This window comes from Nocardioides sp. NBC_00368, from assembly GCF_036090055.1.
GTDB lineage: Bacteria > Actinomycetota > Actinomycetes > Propionibacteriales > Nocardioidaceae > Nocardioides.
This window is the reverse complement of the sequence record NZ_CP107970.1, coordinates 2059406-2074654: the sequence shown is the minus strand read 5'-3', so window position 1 is coordinate 2074654 and position 15249 is coordinate 2059406. Positions and strand designations below refer to the sequence as shown.

The 15249-nt window shown below is 69.7% G+C and carries 15 protein-coding genes; 9 read left to right on the top strand and 6 right to left on the bottom strand.

Annotation, left to right across the window (positions count from 1 at the left end; translation table 11 throughout):
* Positions 1-8: 8 nt before the first annotated feature.
* A complete protein-coding gene (locus OG984_RS09880; RefSeq protein ID WP_328531417.1) occupies positions 9-2489 on the bottom strand; it encodes a DNA gyrase/topoisomerase IV subunit A in 2481 nt (826 codons plus the stop codon).
* Positions 2490-2599: 110 nt separating this feature from the next.
* Between OG984_RS09880 and OG984_RS09875 the strand changes: the two genes are divergently transcribed.
* Together OG984_RS09875 and OG984_RS09870 are read left to right on the top strand one after the other, a co-directional pair.
* A complete protein-coding gene (locus OG984_RS09875; RefSeq protein WP_328531416.1) occupies positions 2600-2923 on the top strand; it encodes an antibiotic biosynthesis monooxygenase family protein in 324 nt (107 codons plus the stop codon).
* 84 nt (positions 2924-3007) lie between these two features.
* Positions 3008-3235 carry a type II toxin-antitoxin system VapB family antitoxin gene (locus OG984_RS09870; RefSeq protein WP_328531415.1) on the top strand — a complete coding sequence of 76 codons (228 nt, stop codon included), beginning with the start codon at positions 3008-3010 and terminating at the stop codon, positions 3233-3235.
* Positions 3236-3250: 15 nt separating this feature from the next.
* Here OG984_RS09870 and OG984_RS09865 read toward each other — a convergent pair whose 3' ends face one another.
* Together OG984_RS09865 and OG984_RS09860 are read right to left on the bottom strand one after the other, a co-directional pair.
* The gene (locus tag OG984_RS09865; RefSeq protein WP_328531414.1) at positions 3251-3646 is read right to left on the bottom strand and encodes a PIN domain-containing protein; all 396 of its coding nucleotides are present in this window, start codon (positions 3644-3646) and stop codon (positions 3251-3253) included.
* Positions 3643-3936, bottom strand: a complete 294-nt coding sequence (locus tag OG984_RS09860; RefSeq protein WP_328531413.1) for a type II toxin-antitoxin system Phd/YefM family antitoxin — start codon at positions 3934-3936, stop codon at positions 3643-3645. Before OG984_RS09860 ends, OG984_RS09865 begins: the two co-directional genes overlap by 4 nt.
* A gap of 72 nt (positions 3937-4008) precedes the next feature.
* On the opposite strand from OG984_RS09860, the gene OG984_RS09855 reads away from it, so the two are divergent.
* A complete protein-coding gene (locus OG984_RS09855) occupies positions 4009-6711 on the top strand; it encodes a bifunctional acetate--CoA ligase family protein/GNAT family N-acetyltransferase (RefSeq protein WP_328531412.1) in 2703 nt (900 codons plus the stop codon).
* Here OG984_RS09855 and OG984_RS09850 read toward each other — a convergent pair.
* Complete coding sequence (locus OG984_RS09850) at positions 6708-7100, bottom strand: MerR family transcriptional regulator (RefSeq protein ID WP_328531411.1); 393 nt, start codon at positions 7098-7100, stop codon at positions 6708-6710. The genes OG984_RS09855 and OG984_RS09850 overlap by 4 nt on opposite strands.
* 63 nt (positions 7101-7163) lie before the next feature.
* Between OG984_RS09850 and OG984_RS09845 the strand changes: the two genes are divergently transcribed.
* The 6 genes from OG984_RS09845 to OG984_RS09820 all read left to right on the top strand — a co-directional run bounded on the left by OG984_RS09845 (position 7164) and on the right by OG984_RS09820 (position 12117).
* Entirely contained in the window at positions 7164-8315 is a 1152-nt protein-coding gene (locus OG984_RS09845) for an MFS transporter (protein ID WP_328531410.1), read from the top strand.
* A gap of 34 nt (positions 8316-8349) precedes the next feature.
* Positions 8350-8934: a DUF5998 family protein gene (locus OG984_RS09840; protein ID WP_328531409.1), complete on the top strand. Its 585-nt coding sequence runs from the start codon at positions 8350-8352 to the stop codon at positions 8932-8934.
* A gap of 4 nt (positions 8935-8938) precedes the next feature.
* Entirely contained in the window at positions 8939-10063 is a 1125-nt protein-coding gene (locus tag OG984_RS09835; protein ID WP_328531408.1) for an alkaline phosphatase family protein, read from the top strand.
* A gap of 108 nt (positions 10064-10171) precedes the next feature.
* Positions 10172-10798, top strand: a complete 627-nt coding sequence (locus tag OG984_RS09830) for a pyridoxamine 5'-phosphate oxidase family protein (protein ID WP_328531407.1) — start codon at positions 10172-10174, stop codon at positions 10796-10798.
* Between the two features lie 16 nt (positions 10799-10814).
* Positions 10815-11450, top strand: coding sequence for a CGNR zinc finger domain-containing protein (locus tag OG984_RS09825; RefSeq protein ID WP_328531406.1), 636 nt, complete (start codon positions 10815-10817; stop codon positions 11448-11450).
* 10 nt (positions 11451-11460) lie between these two features.
* The gene (locus OG984_RS09820) at positions 11461-12117 is read left to right on the top strand and encodes a thymidine kinase (RefSeq protein WP_328531405.1); all 657 of its coding nucleotides are present in this window, start codon (positions 11461-11463) and stop codon (positions 12115-12117) included.
* Between the two features lie 130 nt (positions 12118-12247).
* Here OG984_RS09820 and OG984_RS09815 read toward each other — a convergent pair whose 3' ends face one another.
* Both OG984_RS09815 and sepH read right to left on the bottom strand, forming a co-directional pair.
* Positions 12248-13930: an alkaline phosphatase D family protein gene (locus OG984_RS09815; protein ID WP_328531404.1), complete on the bottom strand. Its 1683-nt coding sequence runs from the start codon at positions 13928-13930 to the stop codon at positions 12248-12250.
* 158 nt (positions 13931-14088) lie between these two features.
* Complete coding sequence (gene sepH, locus OG984_RS09810) at positions 14089-15141, bottom strand: septation protein SepH (RefSeq protein WP_328531403.1); 1053 nt, start codon at positions 15139-15141, stop codon at positions 14089-14091.
* Between the last annotated feature and the right edge of the window lie 108 nt (positions 15142-15249).

Sequence of the window (15249 nt, the reverse complement as noted above, 5' to 3'; positions counted from 1 at the left end):
GCATCCACCTACCCGGCAGAAACCGAGAACGTGTGGGCGACGGGCCCGGCGACGGCGTCGATGGGCTGCTCCAGCGGCACCCCGGAACCGTCCCGGCGCGGGTCGATCTCGGGCAGCTCGATCGGCGCCCCCGAGGCCGCGGAGGCCATCGCAGGAGCGGCGCCGACCCAGGCGAAGACGAGGGTGTCCTCGCCCTTGAGGTAGCGATGGGCGCGTACGCCGCCGGTGGCCCGGCCCTTGGCCGGGAACTCGCTGAACGGCGTGGTCTTCACGCTGCCGGTCTCCGTCCCGGGCAGAGCCGAGGACGACCCGGCGACGGTCACGACCGCGGCACCCTCGGGGGCGTCGGGGGAGACGACGCCGAAGAAGACGACCTTCGAGCCGTGGGCCATCCGGACCCCGGCCATCCCGCCCGCGCTGCGACCCTGCGGCCGCACCGTGTCGGCCGGGAAGTGGAGGAGCTGGGCGTCGGAGGTGACGAAGACCAGCGACTCGGTGCCGGTGCGCAGCTGGGCCGCGCCGACGACCTCGTCGCCGTCGGCGAGCTTGATGACCTCCCACTCGTCCTTGTTGAGCAGCACCTCGGGGTTGACCCGCTTCACGACACCGAGGCGGGTGCCGAGCGCGATGCCCGGTCCGTCGGTGGCCAGCGTGGTGAGCGCCAGCGCCCGCTCGTCGGACTCCAGCGAGAGCAGCGCGGACAGGGGAAGACCACCGGACAGGTTGGGGTCGCCGTGGGTCGGCGGCATCGCCGGCAGGTCGAGCACCCCGAGACGTACGAGACGGCCGCGGGAGGTGAGCACACCGATCTGGCCGCGCGCGGTCGCCGGGACCACCGAGACGATCACGTCGTGGTTGGCGCGCGCCGAGCCGGTGGTGAAGGGCTCGGCGTCGGAGGAGCGGGCCAGCAGCCCGGTCGAGGAGAGCAGCGCGAAGCACGGGTCGTCGGCGACCTCGAGGCTCATCGCCTCCAGCGCCGGCGTCCCGGCCGAGGCCAGGAGTACCGTGCGGCGCGGGGTTCCGAACGTCTTGGCCACCTCGCCGAGCTCGTCGGAGACGACCTTCCGGAGCATCTCGTCGTCGCCGAGGATCGAGTCGAGGTATTCGATGGTGGCCTGGAGCTCGTCGCGCTCCTTCTCCAGCTCGATCTTGGAGAACTTCGTCAGCCGGCGAAGGGCCATGTCGAGGATGTACTCCGCCTGCGGCTGGCTCAGGTCGAAGACCGACATCAGGCGCTCGCGAGCCTCGCCCGCGTTGTCGGAGGAGCGGATCAGCTGGATGACCTCGTCGATGTCGAGGATCGCGATCAGCAGGCCCTCGACCAGGTGCAGCCGGTCGGCAGCCTTGTCGCGACGGAACTGCGAACGCCGGCGGACCACGTCGTAGCGGTGGCCCAGGAAGACCTCGAGCAGCTCCTTGAGGCCGAGGGTGCGCGGCTGGCCGTCGACGAGCGCGACGTTGTTGATGCCGAAGGAGTCCTCCAGGGGCGTCATCTTGTAGAGCTGCTCGAGGACGGCCTCGGGTACGAACCCGTTCTTGACCTCGATGACGAGCCGGGTGCCGTGCTCGCGGTCGGTGAGGTCCTTGAGGTCGGCGATGCCCTGGATCTTCTTGGACTGCACCAGCGTCTTGACCCGCTCGATGATCTTCTCGGTGCCGATGTTGAACGGCAGCTCGGTGATCACGATGCCCTTGCGGCGCCCGAACGGCTCGATCCGTGTGGTGGCCCGGATCTTGAAGGAGCCCCGGCCGGTCTCGTACGCATCCCGGATCCCGTCGAGGCCGACGATGGTGCCGCCGGTGGGGAGGTCGGGACCGGGGACGAACTTCATCAGCGTGTCGAGCTCGGCGCCCGGGTGCTTGATCAGGTGGCGCGCGGCGGCGATGACCTCGACCAGGTTGTGCGGGGCCATGTTGGTGGCCATGCCGACCGCGATGCCGGTGGCACCGTTGACCAGCAGGTTGGGGATCGCGGCGGGGAGCACGCTCGGCTCCATCTCCCGCGAGTCGTAGTTGGGCCGGAAGTCGACGGTGTCTTCCTTGATGTCATCGGTCATCGCCAGCGCGGCGGGGCCCATCCGGGCCTCGGTGTAACGCATCGCCGCGGCCGGGTCGTCGCCGCCGGGGGAGCCGAAGTTGCCGTGACCGTCGATCATCGGCAGCCGCATCGCCCACGGCTGCGCCATCCGGACCAGGGCGTCGTAGATCGCGCCGTCGCCGTGCGGGTGCAGCTTGCCCATCACCTCACCGACGATGCGGGCACACTTCACGTGGCCGCGGTCGGGACGTACGCCCATGTCGTTCATCGTGAACAGGATCCGCCGCTGCACGGGCTTGAGACCGTCCCGGGCGTCGGGCAGTGCCCGGGAGTAGATGACGGAGTAGGAGTACTCCAGGAATGAGGACCGCATCTCGTCCCCGATGTCGGTGTCGAGGATGTGCTCCTCGAAGTCGTCGGGTACGTCCTGTTTGGTCTTGCCGCGTGCCATAAGGGGCATTGTCTCGAATCCCTGTGCGAGTCCGCCATCGGGGCTCGCCGTAGGCGCGTGGTTGTCGAAATCGCTTCCGCATTCGGATTCGTCGGGTTTAGCGTCCGGCCGTGAGCATCGCCAAGACGCCCGAGCCGCCCTACACGGCCGTCATCTTCACCTCCCTGCGTACGCCGACCGGTGACGGGTATGCGGAGACCGCCGCCCGGATGGAAGAGCTCGCCGCCGAGCAGCCGGGATTCCTGGGTATCGAGTCGGCCCGCGACGGGATCGGCATCACCGTCTCGTACTGGACCGACGACGAGGCCGCCCGGTCTTGGAAGACCGTCGCTGAGCACCGTCGTGCCCAGCAGACCGGTCGGAGCCTGTGGTACGAGGACTACCAGGTACGCGTCGCCACCGTGACTCGCGCTTACGGCATGGGTGGCTGTTAGCGGAGGGGGTCCGTTCGCAGCCCTTGGGCGCGTACGCTGGATGGATCAGGACATCACCCGCTGACGCACACGGAGGTGCTGACGATGGCTGTCACCCAGATTGAGCTCGACAACGAGCTGCTCGCGGAGGTCCAGCGGATCTCCGGCGCGACCACGCCCCAGGAGGCGGTCGAGTTCGCCGTGCGCGAGCTCGTCCTGCGCAACCACGAGGGAGATGCTCCCAGGCACGCCCAGAAGCTGGCGCGGAACTGGGACTACGACGGCTGGCGGGTGCTCAACGAGCGCGACCGCGCCAACGCCGTACGTCACTGACGGCGAGGGCCTGTCCTAGACAGGCACCACCGTGACGATGTGCTCGAGGCCCTTGAAGTCCCCGGGATTACGCGTGAGGAGCGCAGCCTTGGCGTGACGGGCGGTAGCCGCGATCATGAGGTCGGCTGTTCTGCTCCGTGGATTGCGTCCGCCTGTCTTCACGGCAGCGGCTATCGCGCCATACCAGTGTGCGACCTCGACGCTGTAAGGGATCGGGTCGTACGCCGCGAGGACGGTCCTATAGCGATGCTCGCGTTCCGCGGACTTGATCGGGTCCGATGTGTGCAGCCCGAATGAAAGCTCGCCGACCGTGACGGCCGAGATGGCTACGTGGGCCGCGAGGTCGGCGAGATCGGGTGGCGGTGCGATGACGACCGAAGTGTCGAGGAGGCCAAGATCGTGGATACTCATCCCTGCTGCTCTTCCCACGGATCACGAATGGTGTCGTCGATAAATTCGTCGAGACTACGAATGTCGGCGAGCCAATCGCGGGCGACATCGTCGTTCGCATCGGGCTCGTCCCAGCGAGGGATGTTGTCGGAGCTGCGCCAGACCGGGGGCTTCGTGCTCGGGACGTGAGGCACGAGATCTGCAACCGGGATGCCGTCGCGGGTCACGGTGAACGCTTCTCCGGCGCGGACGCGGTCGATGATCTGAGCGTTGTGGTTGCGAAGATCGCGTTGCGGAATCGTCGTGCTCATACCGACAGTGTAGCAAGATCTGCTACGACTGTGTCGCGGTCGGCAACTGGTGCGTACCGCTAGATTTCTCTCGTGACCGCGCAGCAGACTCCGCCGTACCCCTCCCACTGGGAGGCGGACGTGCTGCTGCGCGACGGGCGGACGGCACACATCCGGCCGATCAGGTCGGCGGACAAGGACCTGCTGGTCGACTTCTACGACCACCGGGTCAGCGACGAGTCGAAGTACTACCGCTTCTTCTCACCGATGCCGCACCTCTCGGCCCGCGACGTCGCGCGCTTCACCGAGGTCGACCACAAGGACCGGGTCGCCTTCATCCTGACCCTGCGCGGCCGGATGATCGCAGTCGGCCGCTACGACGTGGTCAAGCCCGGCGAGGCCGAGGTCGCCTTCCTCGTCGAGGACGACTACCAGGGCCGCGGGATCGCGCAGATCCTGCTCGAGCACCTCGCCCAGGCGGGGCGCGAGCGCGGGGTCACCAAGTTCACCGCCGACGTGCTGCCCGACAACGCCCGGATGATCCAGACCTTCCGCGACGCGGGCTACAAGGTGGCCAGCGTCTACGAGGACGGGGTCATCTCGCTGCAGTTCGGGATCGACGTCACCGACACCGCGGTCGGCCGCCTCGCGCTGCGCGAGCACGAGGCCGAGGCCGCCTCGATCCACCGCTTCTTCAACCCGCGCTCGGTCGCGGTCATCGGCGCCAGCCGGAGGCAGGAGACCGTCGGTCAGGCGCTCGTACGCAACCTGGTGATCGGTGACTTCACCGGCCGGGTCTACATGGTCAACCCCAGCTCCAGCGCGGTCAGCGGGATGCCCGCCTACAAGAGCGTCCAGGACATCCCGGACGACGTCGACGTGGCGATCGTCGCGGTGCCCGCCGACGCCGTGCAGGACGTCGTGCTCGACTGCGCCGCCAAGGGCGTGCACGGGCTCGTGGTCATCTCCAGCGGCTTCGCGGAGACCGGCGAGGAGGGTCGCCAGCGGCAGCGCCGGCTGGTGAATCTGTCCCGGTCCTACGGCCTGCGGCTGATCGGGCCCAACGCGCTCGGCGTCATCAACACCGACCCGCAGGTCAAGATCAACGCCAGCCTCGCGCCGACGATGCCGCCGCGCGGGCGTGCGGGCTTCTTCTGCCAGTCGGGTGCGCTCGGCTCGGCGATCCTGGAGAAGGTCAACAACCGCGGCCTCGGTCTGTCGACCTTCGTCAGCGCCGGAAACCGCGCCGACGTCTCCGGCAACGACCTCCTCCAGTACTGGGAGGAGGACGTCTCGACCGAGGTCGTGATGATGTACCTCGAGTCGATCGGTAACCCGCGGAAGTTCTCCCGCATCGCGCGCCGGGTGTCCCAGCGCAAGCCGATCGTCGCGGTCCGCTCGGGCCGCACCACCCAGGGTGTGCCGATGGGCCACGCGGTCCGCAAGATCAGCGCCCCGCCGGCGGCGGTCGACGCGATGTTCCGCCAGGCCGGGATCATCCAGGTCGACACCCTCGACGAGATGTTCGACGTCGCGCAGCTGCTCGCCCACCAGCCGCTCCCGCGCGGTCGGCGGGTGGCCATCGTCGGCAACTCCGACGCCCTGGGCCTGCTGGCCGCCGACGCCGCGGTCTCGGTGGGTCTGCAGGTCAACAAGCAGGTCCCGCTGCCCACCGAGCCGTCGGCGGAGGACTTCGAGGACGCGCTCGACGCGGCCATCGACGACCCCGAGGTCGATGCGGTGATCTCGGTCTACATCCCACCGCTCAACGTCTCCGGCGAGGAGATCGCCAACGTGCTCGCCGCGGTCGGCGAGCAGTCCGACAAGCCGCTGGTCACCAGCTTCCTCGGCGCCGAGGGTGTCCCCGAGCTGCTCCGCGTCCCCGACGTCGCGGGGTCGACCGCGGGTCGCGGCTCGGTGCCGTCCTACTCCTCGGTCGAGTCGGCCGTACGTGCCCTGGCCAAGGTCGTGGAGTACGCGGTGTGGCTGCGCACCGCCGACGGCGAGACCCCCTGGCTCAGCGCCGAGGAGTGCGACCCGCGCACGGCACGCAAGATCGTCACCGACGTGCTCGCCGCACGCCCCTCGGGTGGTGAGCTGAGCCGCGAGGACCTGACGATGGTGCTGGCTGCCTACGGGATCAAGCTGTGGAACACCCACAAGGTCACCACCCTCGAGGAGGCGATCGCCGCGGCCGAGGACCTCGGCTGGGACGTCGTGCTGAAGGCGACCGTCGAGAGCGTCCGGGAGCGGCCCGACCAGGCTCACGTCGCACGTAACATCGACGACGTCGAGGAGATGACCGAGGCCTGGGAGCTGATCACCAGCCGGATCTCGCCGGAGACCGGCGGGTTCGCGGTGCAGCGCACCGCACCGCCGGGTGTCCCGGTCTCGATCCGGTCGATGGAGGACCCGCTGTTCGGGCCCGTCGTCTCCTTCGGCATCGCAGGTCCCATCACCGAGCTGCTGGCCGACCGCACCTACCGGATCCCGCCGCTGTCCCAGCGCGACGCGGCCTCGATGGTGCGCGAGATCAAGGCCGCCCCGATGCTCTTCGGCTACCGCGGCGGCGACATGGTCGACGTCGACGAGATCGAGCGGCTCGTCCTCAAGGTCGCCCAGCTGCAGAACGATCTGCCCCAGATCTCCTCGCTCGACCTGTCCCTGGTCCTGGTCGGTCTGGAGTACTCCGCCGTCCTCACCGCCACCGCCCGGGTCGACCTGGTCGCCGATCCCCGCTCCGACTGGTTCGTACGCCGCCTCAACCCGGCGGTCGGCGACACGCTCCCCGGCTAGCCGCCACCGAGCCGATCACGGCCGCCGACCTCGGGTGCCGACGGATCAGGTGCGGCGGTGGTGGCGAGCAGCTCGTCCAGCAGCGATCGGGTGTGGGTGAGCTGGTCGATGTCGCCGGTGATCCGGCGGCGCTCCGCCATCAGTCGTTCGCGGCAGTCGTCCAGCAGGAGTGACTCGCCGGACAGGCATGCCAGGATCTCGCCGATGAGATCCATGCCGAGACCTGCCGCTAGCAGCGTCTGGATGTGCGCCACCCGGTGGATGTCGGAGTCGGCGAAGATGCGATATCCGCTGTAGGTGCGGTCCGGGGCCAGGACACCCTTCTCCTCGTAGTAGCGCAACGACCGCACGCTGACTCCGGTCCGGTCCGCCAGCTCGCCGATCTTCACGGGACTGCTCCTTCGCGCCTCGGCTTGACCCTCACATTGATGTGAGACTTTAGCGTGCCGGTCATGCTTCGACTCGCCATCCTCATGTTCTGCGTCTTCAGCATCACCACCGGGGAGTTCGTGGTCGCCGGGATCCTGCCCGAGGTCGCCACCGACCTCGGGATCACCGTGGGGTCCGCGGGGCTGCTGGTCACGGCGTACGCCGTCGGCATGATCATGGGCGGTCCGGTGCTCACGGCTGTGACCGCCGGTGTCGACCGGAAGCGGCTGATGCTCTCGCTCCTGGCCGTCGCGGCCCTCGGAAACGCGGTCTCCGCTCTCGCCCCCGGGTTCTCGTTGCTGCTGGTGGCTCGGGTGGTCACCGCACTGGTGACCTCGACGTTCTTCGCCCAGGCCATCGTGATCGCGGTGCAGTCGGCGCCACCGGAGCGGGCCGGGAGCACGGTGGCCCGGCTGGCGTTCGGGATGAACCTCGCCATGATCCTCGGTGCGCCCGTCGGCACCCAGATCGGCGGCCAGTGGGGGTGGCGGGCGACGTTCGCCACGATCGCCGTGGCGTGCCTGATCGGTCTCGCCCTGGTGCTCTGGCAGCTGACCCCGCCACCCGAGGCGGGCCGTACCTCCGCGGTCTCCGAGCTGCGCGTGCTGCGCCGGACCCCGGTGCTGCTCGCGCTGGCCGTCACGGCGGTCGGCAACGTCGGTGTGCTCATGGTGTTCAGCTACCTCGCGCCCCTGCTCACGGGTCTGGCCGACCACCCGGTGAGCCGGCTGCCCCTGCTGCTGCTCGCCTATGGGGTAGGCGCGACGATCGGTAACCTCGTCGGCGGCGCGCTCCACGATCGCGACCCGAGACTGTTCCAGCCCGGCCTGCTCGGCATGTTGGCTGCGACGCTCCTCGCCGCCTGGTTCGTCGCGACCTCGACCGCGCTCACGGGCGCGGCAGTCGTCGTGATCGGTCTGTTCGGGTTCGCGATCATCCCCGGCATGCAGGCCCGCGTGATGGCCACAGCGGGGGAGGCGCCGACACTGGCGATGGCCGTCAACGCCTCCGGCTACCAGGTCGCCGCCGCCTGCGCCGGACTCGTCGGCGGACTGATCGCCGACTCGGCTGCCGGGCCCCGGCCCATCTACCTCGCCGGGGCGGTGCTGACCGTGTGCGGCCTGGCCCTCACGATCGTGGCCACCCGCGCCTCGCGCGGGAGGTACCACGGCTAGGCGGCCTGTGGCGGCCCGTGGAAGGATGGGCGTCATGAGCACCCGCACCGATGATCTCGACCGCGCCGACGACCTGCGCGCCGAGATCGACCGCACCGGCTACTACCCCGAGGTGGTGGCCGACTGCGTCGCGTCCGCCGTGGCGGGGGAGAAGGTGTCCTCCTTCTTCCTGCACCACGAGCCGACCTTCGACCGTGACGAGGTGCGCCGCCACCTCTCCGTGCTGGTGCTGACCCCGTCCCGGCTGATCCTGGCCCACACCGACGAGCACGCCGGCGACGACCTGCTGCCCGAGCCCTACACCTCGACCTCGACCGAGGCCGTGCGCATCGACTCGGTCAACTCCGTGGTGGTGACCCGGATGATCACCAACCCGACCAAGGGGTCGAGCAAGCCGGCCGAGGTCGTCATGACCATCGGGTGGGGCGGCGTCAACCGCGTCGACCTGGAGCCCGCGGGCTGTTCCGACCCCAACTGCGACGCCGATCACGGCTACACCGGCGTCCTCACCCCCGACGACTTCTCGCTGCGCGTCTCGGCTGCCGCCGACGGTCACGACTCGGTCGCGCGCCTGCTCTCCTTCGCGGAATCGCTCTCGGCTCGCACCCACAACCGGTGAGCAGGTGACCGGGTTTCTCGCGCCCGCCTACGGGGAGCGCTCACTGGGTGACGTCCTGCCGGCGGTCGCCGCCGCCATGGACGTCCCACTGGGCACCGCGGAAGCACGGTCTGGTCTCGAGCTGCCCTCGGCGGCTGCGTACGTCGTCTTCCTGGTCGACGGGATGGGGACCAACCTGCTGCGGCGCTATGCGCACGCGGCGCCGTTCCTGGCTTCGCTGAGCGAGGACCAGGAGGCGGGTACGGCCGGGGTGCCGTCGACGACGGCGACCAGCCTCACCTCGTTCGGGACCGGGCTGACGCCCGGTGGCCACGGGCTGGTCGGCTACACCTCGCGCATCCCCGGCACCGAGCACCTCCTCAACGCGCTGCAGTGGCGCAAGGACGTCGACCCCGTCGAGTGGCAGCCCAACCAGACCGTCTTCCAGCGGCTGGGCGAGGCCGGGGTGCCGGTGACGGTCATCAACAAGCGGGCCTTCGGCGGCTCGGGGCTGACCATCGCCGCCCACCGGGGCGCGGAGTTCGTCGGCGCCGACCGGGTGGGGGAGCGGATCGCCTCGGCGGTCGCGCTCTCGCGGGTTCCCGGCTCGCTCACCTACCTCTACGACGGCGACCTGGACTGGACCGGCCACAAGTACGGGGTCGCCTCCTCGCCGTGGCTGCAGCAGCTCTCGATGATCGACGCCGAGGCCGAGCAGCTGCGGGACGCCCTGGACCCGTCGGTACGCCTCCTGGTGCTCGCCGACCACGGCATGGTCGACTCGCCGGCGGCCTCCCGCACCGACATCGACGACTTCCCCGAGCTCCGCGACGGCGTGGCGCTGGTCGGTGGCGAGGCCCGCTTCCGCCATCTCTACTGCTCGCGCGGCGCGGTCGGCGACGTGGTCGCGACCTGGTCGGAGAAGCTGGGCGACAAGGCCGAGGTGATGACCCGGGAGACCGCGATCGGCCGTGGCTGGTTCGGACCGGTCACCCCGTCGGTGCTGCCGCGGCTCGGCGACGTCATCGTCGCCTCCCATGGCGAGCATGCGGTGGTCTCGACGAGCCTGTTCAACTACGAGACGACACTGGTCGGGCTGCACGGTTCGCTGACGCCCGACGAGATGCTCATCCCGCTGCTTGTCTCCTAGGGAATGAACCTCGTCTCTAATGGTTACACCCTGTGTATCCATTAGAGACGACTCGCCGCATGCGGCGGGAAGGGGTGCCATGGGTGAGCACGGAGTCGAGGGCCGGCGATGACCGGGCGCTACGGGCAGGTCGCGTTCACGCCGTTGGTGACCGAGCACCAGGAGATCCACGGGAGCGCAGCTGCGTACGCGCGGATGGTCGAGGCGGGCGGTGAGCGGGACCGGATCGGGCGGGGCGAGGCGGCGTTCATCTCCTCGCGGGACAGCTTCTTCCTGGCGACCGTCAGCGAGACCGGCTGGCCCTACATGCAGCACCGCGGCGGGCCGCCCGGGTTCCTCAAGGTGATCGACGAGACCACACTGGGCTTCGCCGACTTCCGGGGCAACCGGCAGTACATCACCCGCGGCAACCTCGACCACGACGAGCGGGTCTCCCTGTTCCTGATCGACTACCAGCTGCAGGCCAGGATGAAGATCTTCGGCCGCGCGCGGGTCGTCGAGCTCGAGGACGATCCCGAGCTGGTCGACTCGCTGGCTCCGGTCGGGAGCTCGGCGCGGATCGAGCGCGGGATCCTGATCGACGTCGAGGCGTACGACTGGAACTGCAAGCAGCACATCCCACAGCTGGTGCCCCTGGCGGCCGCCCGGCAGACCGTCGCCGAGCTGGCCGAGCGGATCAGCGAGCTCGAGGCCGAGCTGGCCGTCGCCCGCGGTGCGGTACCGTCTGAGACATAGCCTTACCATTAGATCGATGACGGAGGAGATCGCCGTGGAGCTCCAGGTGCCGGTGCTGTACCCGACCCAGCCCCGGGCCGTACGTCTGATGAACACGATCTGGGCCGACCGGTCGGCCGTGCACGACTCGCTGGAGAGCGTGGCGCACCTCCGGGCCTGGGCCGAGGAGGCGGGGCTCGGCCGTCACCAGGACCTGAACGACCACGACCTGGGCCGGGCCCGGGCCCTCCGGGACGCCCTGCGCCGGCTGGCCGCCGAGGTGACCGGCGACAGCCGGCCGCACAGCGTCCCGGAGGGGCTCGGCACCGAAGCGGCCCTCGCCGTGCTCAACGAGTTCGTCTCCCACTGCACGTCCGTCCTGCGCCACGGTCCACAGGGCGGCTACGTGCGGGAGTGGCTCGCCGACGGCTCCGGCCTGCAGCGGGAGCTGAGCCTGGTCGCGCTGGAAGGGTCCGAGGTGCTGGCCGGGCAGGCTCCCCACGAGCTGAAGGCGTGCGGCGGCCCCGGCTGCGTCCTCTACTTCGTACGCGACCACCCACGGCGCGAGTGGTGCTCCGAGGGCTGTGGCAACCGGGCACGGGTCGCGCGCCACTATCGGCGGAGCAAGTCCAGCGTCGAGGGTCCTGCCACGAGCCGGGGCGCGGACCACTAGGCTTCCGCGAGTGGCTGAGCTGACCTTCTGGACCGGGACGATGGACGCGGGGAAGTCGACCCTCGCGCTGCAGACCAACCACAACCACGCGGCTCGCGGCAGGGTGGGGCTGATCTTCACCGTCCACGACCGCTCCGGCGAGGCGGTGGTCACCTCTCGCCTGGGCCTGACCCACGACGCGATCGAGGTCACCGACGACTTCGACTTCTGGCGTCACGCCGTCGACGCGCTGACCCACGGCGCCCGGATCGACTACCTCATCTGCGACGAGGCCCAGTTCTACACCCCGGAGCAGATCGAGGCGCTGGCCAAGATCGTCGACGAACTCCAGATCGACGTGTTCTGCTTCGGCATCCTCACCGACTTCCGCACCCGGCTCTTCCCGGGCGCCGCCCGTCTCGTCGAGCTCGCCGACCGTACGGAGGTGCTGCAGGTCGAGGCGCTGTGCTGGTGCGGCAAGCGGGCCACCCACAACGCCCGGGTCGAGGACGGCGTCATGGTCACCGAGGGCGACCAGGTCGTCGTCGGCGACACCGACCGTGAATCCGGCACCGCCCCCAGCGCGGTCTCCTACGAGGTCCTCTGCCGCCAGCACCACCGTCGCCGCCTCACGGCGGCCCGGGCACAGTCCGTCTCCCTGGTGCCCGAGCCCCTGCCGTTCGGATAGCGATTGCTTCGCAATTCGCGCATCGCGGCGCTTTCAGCACTCGTGGACGTCGGCTCCGCTCAGTCGCTGCACTTCCTCGCTCCACCTCCTTTCGACGAGCGCGCGCCGCTCTGGGGTGGCGGAGTCGATTTCAGCGGTTGAGCGTGGGCATGTCGACGGCGGCGTACTTCGTCCCGACCGGCGCGTTCTGGGTGTCGAGCTGGACGCCGGGGCGGCCGTTCTCGACGACGTAGGTCGCGCGGGTGGAGATCGGCGCGCCCCGGCGCTCGACGTACGGCACGACCCGGAAGTCGCTGGAGAGCTCGTCGGGCGTGACCTTCACGCGGACGTAGCCGCGCTGGCTGTTGAAGAACTTCAGGTGGTCGTTGGCGCGCAGCAGGGTCTCGCCGCCGGTGGTCATGTCGGCGCCGTCGCCACCGCTGGCGATGGAGGTGCCGACGAACTCGCTGCCGACGACGGCCGACTCGGGGTCGTCGTAGTCGGCCAGCAGGTTGCTGGCGTAGTTGTGGTGCCGATCGCCGGTGATGACGACGAGGTTCTCGATCCCGCTGGTGCGGGCACCCTCGAGGAGCCGGTTGCGGTTGGCGACGTAGCCGTCCCACGGGTCCATGTAGAGCGTCTTGGCCTCGGTCTCGTCGAGGTCGGTCTCGGCCATCGGCGCCTGGTTGGCGAGCACCTGCCAGCGGGCGGTCGACTGCCGCCAGTTGCGCTGCAGCCACGCCTCCTGCTCGAGACCCATCATCGAGCGTGACGGGTCGTAGATGTCCGGCGTCAGCTCCGGGGAGGCGGGATCGGACCCGTCACCGTAGGCCTGGTCGTCGCGGTACTGCCGGGTGTCGAGCACGTTGAAGTCGACGAGGTCGCCGTAGCGCAGGTTCCGGTAGATCTGCATGTCCGGCCCGTCCGGCAGCGAGCTGGCGCGGAACGGGAGGTGCTCGTAGTAGGCCTGGAAGGCAGCCGTACGCCGCGGCATCCACAGCGCACCCTGCGACTGGCTGCGCTCCTCCGGGACCTCGTCGGCCCAGTTGTTCTCGACCTCGTGGTCGTCGGGGGCGACCACGAACGCGTGCGACTGGTGGGCGGCCATCAGGTCCGGGTCGGACTTGTAGAGGCCGTACTGCTGACGGTATCGCGCCAGGTCGAGGGTCTCACCGGCCAGCGAGGGGTCGACCGTGGTCCGGCGCCAGTTGTTCTCGGCGGTGACGCCGGACTCGTACAGATAGTCGCCCAGGTGGAAGACGACATCGACGTCCTCGTCCGCCAGGTGCCGGTAGGCGGTGTAGAAGCCGTGGCTGTAGAGCGCGCACGAGGCGAACGCGAAGCTCATCCGCGACAGCGGGGAGCCGTACGCCGGGGCGGTCCGGGTGTGGCCGGTCTGGCTGACCTCGCCGGCCGCCATGAAGCGGTACCAGTAGTCGCGGCCGGGGCGCAGACCCCAGACCTCGGGGTGGACCGAGTGCCCGAAGTTCGGGGTGGCGGTGACGGTGCCGGCCTTGACGATCTTGCGGAAGTGAGGGTCCTCGGCGACCTGCCAGCGGACCTTGACCGGCTCCTGCGGCATGCCGCCGAGACCGTCGACGGCGAGCGGCTCGGGGGCGAGGCGGGTCCAGAGCACGACGGAGTTGGGGAGCGGGTCGCCGGAGGCGACGCCCATGGTGAACGGGTAGCCGGAGAGCGGCTTGGCGCTCTTGACGGAGACGGCGTCGGCGGGGATCGAGCCGGTGCCGAGCAGCATGGCGGCGGTTGCGGTGAAACCGGTCGAGGCGGTGCCGGAGAGGAGGGAGCGTCGGCTCAGCGATTCGGGCAGGAGCATCGGGGGGCCTCCGAGAAAGGTGGAAGGTGCTTGCCTCCACTCACTTCATCGGTGGCGCATGAACGCCGACCGACCCCAGCCCGACACTGGTCGGTCGGCTCCCCAACGCATCACGGACCGGCCGATGGCCGGTCCGTGAACGTGGTGTGAGGAGTCTGTCAGTCCTGCTTGCCGCCGCCGAACATGATCTCGTCCCAGCTCGGCACCGAGGCCCGCTTGCGGCGCGATGACGCCTTCTTGGCGGGCTTCTGCGGGGCCTCCTCGGCGGGCTCGGCCTCGGCGGCCTCGACGGCTGCCGGTTCCGGCATGGGCTCCGGCATGGGCTCCGGCTCGGCCGGGACGGGCTCCTGCTTCTCCGTCGGGCTCTCGTCGCCCAGGAACGCCTCGAGCGGGGTGTCCACGTCGACCGGGTCCGGCTTCGCGGCCTTGGCCGCCGGGACCGGCTTGGGAGCCGGGGGAGGGGTGGCCGGTGCGGCCGGGGCCGGGCTCTTCGCGCGGCGCCGGCGGGCGGCGAGCATGTCGTCGGTGACGACCGGCTCCGGCTCGGGCGCAGCGGCCTCGAGCTTCTCGCCGGTCAGCCACCGGGCGTCGTCGTTGTCGAGCTCGACGTAGTTGCCAGGGGCGTCGTAGGTCAGCTCGGCGATGCCGGAGCGCTCGGCGGTCTCGTATTCGCCGGTGAGCTTCCAGCGCCCGTCGGGGCGCCGGTAGGAGTCCCAGTTGACCGACTCGGGGTCGACGTACATCGTCTGGAAGTGGGCGCTGACGGCCTCACCCAGGGTGCGGGCAGTGCTGGCGGCCTCACCGGGCCGACGGCGTACGGAAGCCTGCTGGGCACGCTGCGCCATGTGCTCGCGCTCGGCGAGGACGGGACCGGCGAAGGCCAAGATCTTCTCGACCGTGGTGCCGGCGACAGCGGCGACCTCCTCGGCACTCTCGCCCGCACGGATACGGGTCTGAATGTCACGGGGCCGCAGGCTGCTGCTCGGGGTCTTGTTCACGGTTTGCTCCGATCGGCGGGTCGACACAGCCTCGAGTGCTGCACGGAGACGGTCGTCGATGTCGGCGGTGTATTCACGATCCTCGTCATCGACGAGAAGCATGCGTAGACCATCGTCACTGACCGAGATGAGCCGCAGAAGGACGGGACCAACCTCATCCGGTGCCTGCTCTTCGAGCTGGCCCGGAGTCAAAGGCAATCCTTCGGCCGACATCCTCTTCTCAATTCTAGAAACGGTTGTGACGACCCTACGCCACTGACTGTCATCGTATGGGGTGCCCATGCCGCGAGGCCGTGGCATTTGGGGATTTTGGGACCGACG